The organism is Streptomyces sp. AHA2 (genome assembly GCF_036857595.1).
Classification (GTDB): Bacteria; Actinomycetota; Actinomycetes; order Streptomycetales; family Streptomycetaceae; genus Streptomyces.
On record NZ_JAUQWJ010000008.1, the window covers coordinates 83,592 to 96,047 of the forward strand.

At 72.1% G+C, this 12,456-nt stretch carries 11 protein-coding genes; 5 read left to right on the plus strand and 6 right to left on the minus strand.

The features are described from left to right. The first annotated feature begins 62 nt into the window (after positions 1–62). Positions 63–854, plus strand: coding sequence for an aldo/keto reductase (locus Q5694_RS18145; RefSeq protein ID WP_333934410.1), 792 nt, complete (start codon positions 63–65; stop codon positions 852–854). A 103-nt stretch (positions 855–957) separates the two neighbouring features. Here the strand turns inward: Q5694_RS18145 and Q5694_RS18150 are convergent, their stop codons facing one another. The 3 genes from Q5694_RS18150 to Q5694_RS18160 all read right to left on the minus strand — a co-directional run bounded on the left by Q5694_RS18150 (position 958) and on the right by Q5694_RS18160 (position 4,539). Then, entirely contained in the window at positions 958–1,659 is a 702-nt protein-coding gene (locus tag Q5694_RS18150) for an SDR family oxidoreductase (RefSeq protein ID WP_333934167.1), read from the minus strand. Between the two features lie 101 nt (positions 1,660–1,760). Beyond that, complete coding sequence (locus Q5694_RS18155) at positions 1,761–2,672, minus strand: class I SAM-dependent methyltransferase (RefSeq protein ID WP_333934169.1); 912 nt, start codon at positions 2,670–2,672, stop codon at positions 1,761–1,763. A gap of 145 nt (positions 2,673–2,817) precedes the next feature. Beyond that, a complete protein-coding gene (locus tag Q5694_RS18160; protein ID WP_333934170.1) occupies positions 2,818–4,539 on the minus strand; it encodes a glycoside hydrolase family 6 protein in 1,722 nt (573 codons plus the stop codon). 564 nt (positions 4,540–5,103) lie between these two features. Here Q5694_RS18160 and Q5694_RS18165 point away from each other — a divergent pair. Continuing rightward, a complete protein-coding gene (locus tag Q5694_RS18165; RefSeq protein WP_333934172.1) occupies positions 5,104–8,022 on the plus strand; it encodes a glycoside hydrolase family 48 protein in 2,919 nt (972 codons plus the stop codon). A gap of 303 nt (positions 8,023–8,325) precedes the next feature. On the opposite strand, the gene Q5694_RS18170 is transcribed toward Q5694_RS18165, so the two are convergent. Continuing rightward, the gene (locus Q5694_RS18170; RefSeq protein ID WP_333934173.1) at positions 8,326–9,069 is read right to left on the minus strand and encodes a class I SAM-dependent methyltransferase; all 744 of its coding nucleotides are present in this window, start codon (positions 9,067–9,069) and stop codon (positions 8,326–8,328) included. Between the two features lie 4 nt (positions 9,070–9,073). Next, a complete protein-coding gene (locus tag Q5694_RS18175) occupies positions 9,074–9,379 on the minus strand; it encodes a 4a-hydroxytetrahydrobiopterin dehydratase (RefSeq protein WP_333934174.1) in 306 nt (101 codons plus the stop codon). A 127-nt stretch (positions 9,380–9,506) separates the two neighbouring features. Between Q5694_RS18175 and Q5694_RS18180 the strand changes: the two genes are divergently transcribed. Further along, positions 9,507–10,313 carry a helix-turn-helix domain-containing protein gene (locus tag Q5694_RS18180; RefSeq protein ID WP_333934176.1) on the plus strand — a complete coding sequence of 269 codons (807 nt, stop codon included), beginning with the start codon at positions 9,507–9,509 and terminating at the stop codon, positions 10,311–10,313. Here Q5694_RS18180 and Q5694_RS18185 read toward each other — a convergent pair. Next, positions 10,295–10,720 (minus strand): hypothetical protein, encoded by a 426-nt coding sequence (locus Q5694_RS18185; protein WP_333934177.1) that lies wholly within the window; start codon positions 10,718–10,720, stop codon positions 10,295–10,297. The two genes, Q5694_RS18180 and Q5694_RS18185, sit on opposite strands and share 19 nt — an antisense overlap. A gap of 237 nt (positions 10,721–10,957) precedes the next feature. Between Q5694_RS18185 and Q5694_RS18190 the strand changes: the two genes are divergently transcribed. Both Q5694_RS18190 and Q5694_RS18195 read left to right on the plus strand, forming a co-directional pair. Next, positions 10,958–11,848: a helix-turn-helix domain-containing protein gene (locus Q5694_RS18190; RefSeq protein WP_333934178.1), complete on the plus strand. Its 891-nt coding sequence runs from the start codon at positions 10,958–10,960 to the stop codon at positions 11,846–11,848. Positions 11,849–11,929: 81 nt separating this feature from the next. Then, the gene (locus tag Q5694_RS18195; RefSeq protein ID WP_333934179.1) at positions 11,930–12,424 is read left to right on the plus strand and encodes a nitrate reductase molybdenum cofactor assembly chaperone; all 495 of its coding nucleotides are present in this window, start codon (positions 11,930–11,932) and stop codon (positions 12,422–12,424) included. Positions 12,425–12,456: the final 32 nt, after the last annotated feature.

The window sequence follows — 12,456 nt, forward strand, 5'->3', positions numbered from 1 at the left end:
AACCGAAGGATCGAGAGCTCGTGAGCAAGGTCCCCCCGATCATCCTGAACAACGGCGTCGAGATGCCCCAGCTGGGCTTCGGCGTCTGGCAGGTGCCGGACGGCGAGGCCGAGACGGCCGTCGCGACGGCGCTGGAGGCCGGGTACCGCAGCATCGACACAGCGGCGATCTACGGCAACGAGAAGGGCACCGGAAAGGCCATCGCCGCCTCCGGCGTCCCCCGTGAGGAACTCTTCGTCACGACCAAGCTCTGGAACGCCGACCAGGGGTACGACTCCACCCTGCGCGCCTTCGACGCCTCGCTGGACAAGCTCGGCCTGGACTACGTCGACCTGTACCTGATCCACTGGCCGACGCCGGAGCGGGGTCTGTACGTCGACACCTACAAGGCGTTCGAGAAGCTGCACGCCGACGGCCGGATCAAGGCCATCGGTGTCTCGAACTTCCTGCCGGAGCACCTCGAGAAGCTGATCGGCGAGACGTCGGTCGTCCCCGCGGTGAACCAGATCGAGTTGCACCCGCACCTGCAGCAGCAGGCCGCCCGCGACTACCACGCGGAGCAGGGCATCGCCACGGAGGCCTGGTCGCCGCTGGGCCAGGGCAAGGGCCTGCTGGAGGTCCCGGCGATCGTGGCCATCGCCCGCAAGCACGAGCGCACTCCCGCCCAGGTCGTGCTGCGCTGGCACCTCCAGCTGGGCAACGTGGTGATCCCGAAGTCCGTGACGCCCGCGCGGATCGAGGAGAACATCGACGTCTTCGACTTCAGCCTCGACGACGAGGACCTGGCGGCCATCAGCGCCCTGAACGAGGACCGCCGTCTGGGCCCGCACCCGGCGGAGTTCAACGACGCCTGAGCGGTACCCCGGCGCGACGCGCGGCGCCCCGGCCCGAAGCCCTCGGGCTCGCGGACCGGGGCGCCGCGCGTCGCGCACCCGGAGCGGTGCCGGCCCGGCCGACTCAGACGGGCTGGCCCAGCGGCCGTACGACGACCGTGTTCACGTCGACGCCGGCCGGCTGCCGGATCGCCCAGACCACCGAGTCGGCGATCTGGCCGGCGGTGAGGAGGTGGCCGGGCGGGAGGCTGCCGTAGGAGTCCCAGAAGGGGGTCTCCGTCCGGCCGGGTGCGACGAGGGTGACGCCCACGCCCCACTCGGTGACCTGGCGCCGGGTGTTCTCCGCCAGTCCCGTCACCGCCCACTTGGTCGCCCCGTAGATGTTGCCGGGGCTGTGCACGAACCCGGCCACGCTGCCGATGAGCACGATCCGGCCGCGCGTCTGCTTCAGCGCGTCGACCGACGCCCGGATCAGCAGGGCCGGGCCGAGGACGTTGGTCAGCACCATGTCGCTCCAGCCGGCCGGGTCGCCCTCGGCGACCGTGTCGTGGGTGGCGAACCCGGCGTTGGCGACGACCGTGTCCAGCCTGCCGAACGCCTTCAGGGTGGTGTCGACGGCCGACCGGACGTCCTCGTACACGGCGGTGTCACCGGTGAGCGTCAGCAGCCCCTCGGGCCGCCCCAGCTCCTCGGCGAAGTCGCGCAGGCGTTCCTCGCCCCGGCCGGTGACGGCGACCCGGTGCCCGGCGTCGAGCAGCTGCCGTGCCACCGCGGCACCGATACCGCTGCCGCCACCGGTGATGAGCGCGACCTGGGATGCGGACATGGATTCCCCCTGTGATGTGTGGACCGGATGGTCAGGTGCCGGGGAGTCCATCAGATGAAGTGCTCTCGAAGTCAAGGCCCGACCCGGTTCCGGACGAGGTGCTATCCCGGCCGGACCGCCGTGTGAACCGTGTGGGCCTCCAGGACGAACACGTCCGGACGGCGGTGCAGGCTCGCCCGGTCCTCGGGGTCGAGGAGACGGTCGACGGTCGCGAGGTCCTCCGCGTCGAGCCCCTCGGCGAGCTGGTCGCGCAGGTGCGTAAGGGAAGCCACGACGTAGGCCCGGGCCCGGTCCGGCACGGGGGCCGGCAGGTCCAGCAGGAAGCTGTGGGTCCGGGTGTGCTTCAGGCCGGCGGCGGACAGCAGGGCCGGCCAGTCCTCCGTCACGGCCACGTGCCCGGGCAGGCCGGTGCGCATGCGGGTGAACCACTCGGCCCGCACCGCGTCGATCCGCGCCTGCAGTCCGGGCCGGCCGATGCCGATGTCGCGCGGCAGGAACCGCGGGGGCAGCCCGCCCTCCATGAGGGCCAGCGTGCCGCCGGGCGCCAGCCGGGCTGCGAACGCGGCGAGCGCGGCCCGCTGATCGCCGAGGTGGTGCAGGCTGCGGCTCGCCCAGAGCAGATCCGCCGGGTACTCCAACTCGTCCAGCACATCGGGCAGTTCGCCGGTGATCGTGCTGAAGCGATCGGCGACCCCGAGCCGCTCGGCCCGCGCCATGGCCCGCTCCAGCAGCGGCGCGGAGCCGTCCACGGCGACGATCCGCGCGCCCGGGAACGTCTCCGCGAACAGGCACGCCACGACACCCGGCCCGCTGCCCGCGTCCACGATCAGCCCCGGTTCGGTCACCTCCTTCGCCAGCCAGCCCAGCGCCCGCTCGTAGAGCGACGCGAACAGTTCGGCCGAGGACTCCAGCAACGGGCCCATCTCGGCCCAGTCCACGTCCGTGTGGCCGTGGTGACGGCCCTGCCCGGGCGGGTGCTCGTCCTCGTGCTGGTGGTCGTGCCGGTGCGCCATGGTGCTCAGCCTCTCGCTCGGATGCGGCCAGCGTGCGCCGACGCACCGCGAGAAAGCCACCGATGTTGCCGTCCCCGCAAAGAACCCGCACCGGTCCGCCGGGGCGGAAAGCCCCGGCGGACCCGTGCGGACGGGCGTCCGGAGGTCAGGACAGCGGCGGGTACGCGTTCTGCATCAGTTGCCGGAACTGGGCGGAGAACCAGTGCCCGGAGACGGGCGCGTCCGGCAGGGCGCCGGACATGTTGTTGTTGTTGCGCGGATTGCCCGTGTAGGTCGGGTCGCACATGCGGTCGAAGCCCTTGCCCTCGTCGTTGTCGATGGCCTTGCTCGACCCGTCGGACTCACCCGGCGGCTTCATCCACACGTACGCGTCGATCCCGGCGGCCGGGTTGGCCCGCGGGCGCTCGCCGAGACCGGCTCCGGCCTGGTTGCACCAGTTGCCCAGGTGTATCCGGCGGTCGTAGCGGCCGCCGTCCACGTAGGCGTCGACCGAGGACTGCGGACCGGGACCGGCGGGCCGCGCGCTGCCGCCCCAGCCGTTGCGGGAGGTGTCGATCAGCATGCCGATGCCGGAGGGGAAGCCCACCGAGACGAGCTGGTTGCGGAAGGCCTGGGCGAACGACAGCTCGTCGGTGTAGCGGTTCCAGTCGACCCATTTCGACTCGCGGACGGACTTGCCGGCCACGGTGTCGCCGATGGAGAAGTTCTCCTCCTTCAGGGCGCTGTAGTTGGCGGTGTTGGTGATGAAGCCGTGGACGTCGTTCACCGTGGCGCCCTCGGCGGACGCCGCCTCCTTGAACAGGGCCGCGGAGGGGCCGAAGTTGTCGTCCCAGCCGATCCAGCCGTGGTGGCCGGCGTCGACGTAGTTGTAGACGTTCGGCACGTCGCCGAGCTTGTTGAGCGCGTAGCCGACGCCCTTGACGTAGTTGCCGTTGGCCTTCATCACGTCGCACTGCGGGACGGCCGTGGGGCGGCTGCCGGTGTTGGTGACGAGGTTCGGCAGCGAGTCGATCTCGACCGTGGTGACGATCCGCAGCGAGGCGTACTTGGGGTCCGCGAGGATCGCCTTGATCGGGTCGATGTACTCGGTCTTGTAGCGGCCGATCTCGTCGGCCTTGAGCTCGCCGTTGGAGGCGAGGGCGGAGCAGTCCCGGCCGGGCAGGTTGTAGATGACGAGCTGGACGACGAGTTCGCCGGAGCCCTTCTGGCGCAGCGCCTCGTCGAGGTGGGCGCGCAGCCCCATCTTGCCGCCGGCGCCGTTGATCGCGGCGATCCGGTCCAGCCAGACGCCGGTGGGCTGGTCGGCGACGCGGTTGCCACCCGGTTCGGCGGCGGCCTTGGCGGACCATTCCGGGTTGACGTACGCCTTGGCGCCCTCGTACGGGTTGTTCACCCGGCCCGAGGGGCCGCCCGGGTCCGGCGGGTCGGTGGGGCCGCCGGAGCCCCCGTCGTCGACGTTGCAGGTGACGCCGTCCAGGGTGAAGGTGGCGGGGACCGCGTTGCTGCCGCTGTGACTGCCCTGGAAGCCGAAGCTGACCGAACCGCCGGTGGCCAGTCGGCCGTTGTAGCTCTCGTTGGCCGCGGTGACGGCGGCACCGCTCTGGCTGATCCGGGCGTTCCAGCCGCTGGTGACCTTCTGGTCGCCGGCGTAGGACCACTTCAGCGACCAGGACGACTTGGCCGCGCTGTTGTTGGTGACGGTGACGGCGGCGGTGAAGCCGGTGCTCCACTGGTTCTGGATCGTGTAGTCGACCGTGCAGGGGACGGCGGCGGCGCCGGCGCCGCCCGGGTCGACGGCGACGGCGGTGCCGGTCGCTCCGGCGACCAGGGCCGTGGCGGCGAGTAACGCGGTTCTGGTGCGGCTCATGAGTGGGGGTTCCTCTTCCGTGGGGTGCGTGCGGTTTCCCTGAGTGCGCGCGGTTCCATGAGTGCGTGCGGTGTCCCTGACCGCGTCCGGACGCCGGGCAGTACATGCCGGATCGTGCGGGGGGCGCGGGTGTACCCGTGGCGGGGTGCGCACGGGCGTGCGGGACCGGCTCGGCGTCCTAAGGGCCCTGCTCCGGGGCGGCGGACGGCCACCACGCCCGGGCGGTGCCGCCGGCCGTGGTGTGAAGTACTGAACGCGGGGGGTGTCGCATGAGCGACTCCTTGCAGCTCGGGCACGCCGTGACACGGGTGCCGACTGATGGAATCGCTCCCACTGGTGTGATGGAAGGTAGCGGCAAGTACCGACGAAAGACAGGGGAGTTGCCGACTTTCGTCGAACCGGCTCCGCCGCCGCTCCCCGTCGTCGCGCGTCTTGCCTGGTCCGGCTCGTCGAATGTTTTCGACTCTTCGCCAACCTTGACCGGTACCTGACGGGTCCGCACTATGGGAGCGCTCCCACTGGTTCAGGACATGACTCCCCGAGCCGCAAGGAGGAACCGGCATCATGCATCCCCCACCCCGGAGACGGAGAGCGGTGCGGCGTCTGTGGACCGCCGCGCTCGCGGCTCTCGCCCTCCCGCTGACGATGCTCTCCTCAGGATCGACTCCCGCACAGGCGGCGCCACTTCGGTGCAGCGTCGACTACAAGGCGAACGACTGGGGCTCCGGCTTCACCGTGGACCTGACGCTCACCAACCACGGCACGGACGCCATCGACGGCTGGACGCTGACGTACGCGTACTCCGGCAACCAGAGGCTGGGCAACGGGTGGAACGGCACCTGGTCGCAGTCCGGGCAGAACATCACCGTGCGCAACGCCCCGCACAACGCCCGGGTCGCCGCCGGAGCGGCCGTCTCCACCGGCGCCCAGTTCTCCTACAGCGGCACCAACACCGCCCCGTCCACCTTCTCGGTCAACGGCACCCCCTGCACCGGCGCCCACCAGCCGCCGATCACCGTGCTGACCAGCCCGGCCGCCGGCGCGGTATACAGCCAAGGCGAGGCGGTCCCCCTGGCCGCCACGGCCGCCGCCGCCGACGACGCCACGATCGACAAGGTCGAGTTCTACGACGACACCACGCTGCTGGGCACGGACACCAGCGCGCCCTACGCACTCTCGGTCTCCAGCTTGACCGTGGGCAGCCATTCCCTGGTGGCGAAGGCGTACGACAGCATGGGCGCCTCGGCCAGTTCCACCCCGGTCGGCATCACCGTCGCCTCCGGTCCGGCCGTCGTCGCCTCACCGCTCCAACTGGGCGTGCAGTCCGGCAAGTCGGGCACGTACGAGGTGAAGCTGTCCAAGCAGCCGGCCTCCAGCGTCACGGTGACCTCGGCCCGGGCGAGCGGCAACGCGAACCTGTCCGTCACGGGCGGTGCCTCGCTCACCTTCACGCCGCAGAACTGGAACACCGCGCAGAAGGTGACGGTCAGCGCCGCCGACTCGGGATCCGGGTCGGCCGTGTTCGAGTCGACGGCCGCGGGCCACGCCAAGGCCTCCGTCACGGTGACGCAACTGGCCGCGACGAAGACGTACGAGGCCCGCTTCCTGGACCTCTACGGCAAGATCACCAACCCCGCGAACGGCTACTTCTCCCCCGAGGGCATCCCGTACCACTCGGTCGAGACGCTGATCGTGGAGGCGCCGGACCACGGCCATGAGACCACCTCGGAGGCGTACAGCTACCTGCTGTGGCTCCAGGCCATGTACGGCAAGGTGACCGGCGACTGGTCGAAGTTCAACGGCGCGTGGGACCTCATGGAGAAGTACATGATCCCCACCCGCGCCGACCAGCCGACCAACTCCTTCTACAACCCCTCCAAGCCGGCGACCTACGCGCCGGAGCTGGACACGCCGAACGAGTACCCGGCCAAGCTCGACTCCGGCGTCTCGGTGGGCCCGGACCCGATCGCGGCCGAGCTGAAGAGCGCGTACGGCACGGACGACGTCTACGGCATGCACTGGCTGCAGGACGTCGACAACGTCTACGGCTTCGGCAACGCGCCCGGCAAGTGCGAGGCCGGCCCGTCGGACACCGGCCCGTCGTACATCAACACCTTCCAGCGCGGCGCGCAGGAGTCGGTGTGGGAGACGGTGCCGCAGCCGACCTGCGACGCCTTCAAGTACGGCGGCAAGAACGGCTATCTGGACCTGTTCACCGGTGACGCCTCCTACGCCAAGCAGTGGAAGTTCACCAACGCGCCGGACGCCGACGCCCGGGCCGTGCAGGCCGCCTACTGGGCGGACCTGTGGGCGAAGGAGCAGGGCAAGGGCGGGCAGGTTTCCGCGACGGTCGCCAAGGCGGCCAAGATGGGCGACTACCTGCGCTACTCCATGTTCGACAAGTACTTCAAGAAGATCGGCAACTGCGTCGGACCGTCGACCTGCCCGGCGGGCACCGGCAAGGACGCCTCGATGTACCTGATGTCCTGGTACTACGCCTGGGGCGGCGCCACCGACACCAGCGCCGGCTGGGCCTGGCGCATCGGCTCCAGCCACGCCCACGGCGGCTACCAGAACCCGCTGGCGGCGCACGCGCTCGCCAACTACGCGCCGCTGAGGCCGAAGTCGGCGACGGGCGCGGCGGACTGGGCCAAGTCCCTGGACCGGCAGCTGGAGTTCTACCAGTGGCTGCAGTCGAACGAGGGCGCCATCGCGGGCGGCGCGACCAACAGCTGGGCGGGCCGGTACGCGACCCCGCCCGCCGGGAAGTCGACGTTCTACGGCATGTACTACGACGAGAAGCCGGTGTACCACGACCCGCCGTCCAACCAGTGGTTCGGTTTCCAGGCGTGGTCCATGGAGCGGGTCGCCGAGCTGTACCAGCAGACGGGGAACGCACGGGCCAAGAGGGTCCTCGACAAGTGGGTCGACTGGGCGCTGTCCAAGACCACGTTCAACCCGGACGGCACCTTCCGCATCCCGTCGACGCTGCAGTGGTCGGGCCAGCCCGACACCTGGAACGCGTCGAATCCCGGCTCCAACGGCGGGCTGCACGTCAGCGTGGTGGACTACACCAACGACGTCGGGGTGGCGGCCGCGTACGCCAAGACGCTGACGTACTACGCCGACCGCTCGGGTGACACCGAGGCCGCGGCGGCCGCGAAGAAGCTGCTGGACGGGATGTGGGACAACCACCAGGACGCGCTGGGGATCGCCGTCCCGGAGAGCCGGGCCGACTACAACCGGTTCGACGACCCGGTGCACATCCCGAGCGGCTGGACGGGCACGATGCCCAACGGTGACCCGATCAACTCGTCGTCCACGTTCGACTCGATCCGCTCCTTCTACGAGGACGACCCCGCGTGGTCGAAGATCGAGACTTACCTCGCGGGCGGCGCGGTGCCGTCGTTCACCTACCACCGGTTCTGGGCCCAGGCGGACATCGCCCTGGCCATGGGCGCGTACGCGGAGCTTCTCGAATAGCCCCCGCCAGACGCCGCCCAGGTGAGACGGGCGCGTCCGAGGCCCCGCGTACGCGGCCCCGCACCTGACGCGGGGCCACCCCGGCCGGGCGGCTCCCCCACCCGGGAGCCGCCCGGCCCTCGCCCGTCCGTCCTCGGCCGCTTCGAGGGCGGACGCGGCGTGTTCCACGATGCGACCGGTACGGCGGCGAGGACGTCCGCGTGCGTGAGGTCCGGTCGGACGTCTGCGCGAGCGCGGCCCGCCGGGAGCGGGGCTTCCGTGCCGACGGCGGGGAGACCTGACTGACCGGCCGGGTCACGGACTTCACCCGGCCTTCCGGAACGCGCACAGGGTGAACACCGGGTCGGGGCGCGGCCGGTCCTGGTCAGGCAGCCGGGCCAGCCGCGCCGCGAAGTCCTCGGCGAGGGGGCCGCCGGGCGGCAGGGTGACGAACCAGCCCCGGCGCAGGTCGGCGACGGTGCGCCGGGGGCTGCGGCCCTGCCCGTGGCCGGTGAAGCGGGCCCGCCCCGCCGGCACGAGACCGTGGGCGGCGGCGCAGGACGCGACGTCCGCGGCCGCGTCCCGGACCGGGCCGGGGGGACGGTCCGCCAGGACGACATCGATGTCACTGCCCACGTTGTGGGAGGCGGCCTTGTCCACGGTCGTGATGTAGACCCCGCCGGGCCGCAGCACCCGGGCGCACTCGCCGACGACGGCACGCAGATCGGCGGGCCCGTCGACCAGGTGCAACAGCCAGATGCTGCACACGGCGTCGAACTCCCCGTCCCTGAACGGCAGACGGCGGCTGTCGGCGCGGACGACCGAGCCCGGGAGCCGGGCGGCGGCCCGCCGCGCCATGGCGGAGGCGAGGTCGACGCCGGTCACGCGCAGGTCCGCGCGGCCGGCCGCGAGCCGGCGGGTCACGATGCCGGTGCCGCAGGCGACGTCCAGCAGGCCCCGCACGTCCGGCGGCAGGAGGCCCAGCACGGCCTGCGCGGCGGCGGCCGCCCGGGGTTCGCCACCGCGGGAGGCGTCGTAGCGTTCGGCTTCCTTGTCGTAGTCCAGCACGCGGTCAGTGTGCTCCGTGCGCGGGCGCCAGGTCCTCCACCTTGCGGGCGAGCTCGACGTCCTTCTCGGTGACGGCGCCGCCGGCGCAGTGCGTGTGCACGGACAGGGACACGGTGTCGTAGCCCAGCGTCAGGTCGGAGTGGTGGTCGAGTTCCTCCTGCACCTGGGCGATGTGCACGACCATGGCCGTCGCGGCGGTGTGCGAGGCCAGACGGTAGGAGCGGCGGATGCGGTCGCCGTCGAGCGACCAGCCCGGCAGCTCGGCCAGCCGGTCCTCGATCTCCTTCTGCGACAGCGGTTCGACGGGCATGGGCTGGGCTCCTTCCCCTGGCTGCGGCGTACCGGTCGTCTCTCAGCCTGCCACAGCGGGACGCCCGCGTCCCTGGTCGGACGGTGTGCCTGTCCGGTCCGGCCGGTTCTCGGCTACGGTCGGCGGCATGACCACTCACGCGTCCACCGCCGGGCAGGGCGTGGGGCCGCTGCTGCGGGCCTGGCGGGAGCAGCGCCGGGTGAGCCAGCTGGAGCTGGCTCTGCGCGCGGACTCCTCGGCCCGGCACATCAGTTTCGTCGAGACGGGCCGCTCCCGGCCGAGCGAGGACATGGTGCTGCGGCTGGCCGAGCACCTCGACATCCCCGTACGGGAGCGCAACGCCCTGCTGCTGGCGGCCGGTTACGCCCCCCGCTACCCGGAGACGCCGCTGGACGACCCGGCGCTGGGCGCGCTGCGCGCCGGCATCGAGCAGCTCATCGGCGGCTACGAACCGTATCCGGCGCTGGTGGTGGACGCGCGGTACGACGTGGTCGCCGCCAACCGGGGGGTCATGGCACTGGTCGACGGGGTCTCCGCCACCCTGCTGGAGCCGCCGCTGAACGCGATGCGGCTCGCACTGCACCCCGCGGGACTGGCCCCGCGCATCCGCAACCTGCGGGCCTGGCGCGGCCACCTGCTGGAGCAGATGCAGCGGCAGATCGCGCTGCACCGCTCCGCACCGCTGCGGGCCCTGTACGAGGAGGTGTCGGCGTACCCCGTACCGGCGGAGGATCCGGCCGAGGAGGCGGCGGAGCCGGTGCCCTACTTCGCGCTGCCGTTGCGGATCGAGCACGAGGGACGGACGCTGTCGTTCATCTCCTCGATCTCCACGTTCAACACCCCGATGGACGTGACCGTCGCCGAGCTGGCCATCGAAACGCTGCTCCCGGCCGACCCGGCGACGGTCAAGTACCTTCAGCGCTTGATTTCCTGACGGGCTTTCAGTGCGATGTGCTGGAGGGCGGCGAACCCGGCGACGGCCCCGGCCTGGAGCACCGTCCACGCGGCGCCCGCGCCGCTCGGCGACAGCCACAGCGCCAGGGCCACCAGGCTGAGCACCGTCCAGGCGAGGTTGCCCTCCACGACGGCCCGCACCGCGGGCGCGGGCGGCCGTCGGCGCCCGGCCAGCAGGGCCACTGCGGCCGTGTAGAGGGCGAGGAAGGCGCCGACGCCGAGCAGCAGGCCGGAGCCGACGCCGAGGAACCGTCCCAGCGGACCGGGGAACGCCAGGTAGGCGAGGGCGTTGGCGCCGGTCACCACGGCGTCCAGGGCCAGGAAGCGGCGCAGCACGGACTGCGGCTCACCGGTCCGGGCGAGCGCGGCGAGCTGGATCGCGGACATGGGGCATCACCCTCCGTCGGGTCGTGGTGCGGCTGGGCCGCGTCCCGGGCCGGAGTGCGCCGGCCCGGAACGCGGTACGTACGACGATCCCGGACCGGCCGGACCGGGTCGATTACCCGCGAGGTCATGCCCGGCCGCCGGACCGGCCGTGTCGATCTCCTCCGTCTGCGGCTCTGTGAGACCCCGCGTCCGGCGTGACAGACTGATCGCGGACCGGGCACGTTGGGGAGGCGTGGCGTGAGCGAACGGCGGGCCGCACCCACCGTGGGCCAGGTGGTGCTGGGCAAGCGGCTGCAGGAACTGCGTGAGGCCGCGGGACTGAGCCGGGAGGAGGCCGCGCGCGTGCTGCGCGTCGCCCCGGCGACGGTCCGGCGCATGGAGACCGCCGACGTGGCGCTGAAGATCCCGTACGTGCAGATCCTGCTGACCGCGTACGGGGTCGCCGAGGACGAGGTGACCGCGTTCGTGGACCTCGCCGAGGAGGCGAACCGGCCCGGCTGGTGGCAGCGGTTCCACGACGTGCTGCCGGAGTGGTTCAGCCTGTACGTGAGCCTGGAGGGCGCGGCCCGCATCATCCGTTCGTACGAGCCGCATTTCGTGCCCGGGCTGCTGCAGACCGAAGGGTACGCGCGGGCCGTGCTGGAGACCGGGACCATCGCCAACGCCGGGCCGGAGGCCGTGGAGCGGCACGTGTCGCTGCGCCTGGAGCGGCAGCGGCTGCTGGAGCAGCCGGATCCCCCGCACCTGTGGGTGATCATGGACGAGACGGTGCTGCGGCGGCCGGTGAGCGCCGACGGCGGGGTGATGCGCGAGCAGCTGGACAAACTGCTGGAGTACGCCGCCCGGGACCGGGTCACGTTGCAGATCGCCGAGTTCCGGGACGGTCCGCACCCCGGGACGTACGCGCCGTTCTCCCTCTTCCGCTTCGCCGAGCCGGAGCTGCCGGACATGGTCTTCACGGAGTACCTGACCGGCGCGCTGTACCTCGACTCGCGCAAGGAGGTCTCCGCGCACCTGGAGGTCCTGGACCACATGACGGCCCGGGCCGGTTCCACGCGGCGCACGGAGGAGCTGCTGCGGGAGTACCGCGACGCGTACCGAGCCGAGGCGTCCCGGAGCGGGCCCTGACCCGTACGGGCCCCGTCGGGGGGTGGGTGCGGCGGGCCGCCCCTAGCGTCGGGGGGACGGGGAGCACGCGAAGGAGGTCCGATGCCCGGATTCGAGGTGCTGTACCAGGCGGCGGCGCTGTGCCTGATGTACCCCGACGACGGCTTCCGCACCCGGCTGCCCCTGCTGCGTGAAGCCGCGCCGCAGTTGCGGGTGTTCGCCGACCACGCGGCCGTCACCCCGCAGCGGGAGCTCGCCGCGCACTACGTCGAGGTCTTCGAGTCCGGCCACCGCGACCACAGCCTGTACCTGAGCGTCTGGCGCGAGGCGGCCCCCGCGCCGTCCGAGGACCTCTACCGCGCCCACGGCCTGCGGACCACCGGCGAGGAGCCCCCGGACTTCCTGCCGGCGGTCCTGGAGCTCGCGGCCCGCACGGGCACGACGCAGCCGCTCACGGACCACCGCGACGGCCTCGAATCCCTCCGCACGGGCCTGACGTCCTTCGGCACCCCCTACGCCTCGGTCCTGGACGCGGTGTGCGCGACGCTGCCGCCCGCCGTCACCGCCGGGCGCGGGGTCCGCCTGCCCCGGCCGTGACGACGGGACGGCTCCGGCCGGGCACGGCGGCC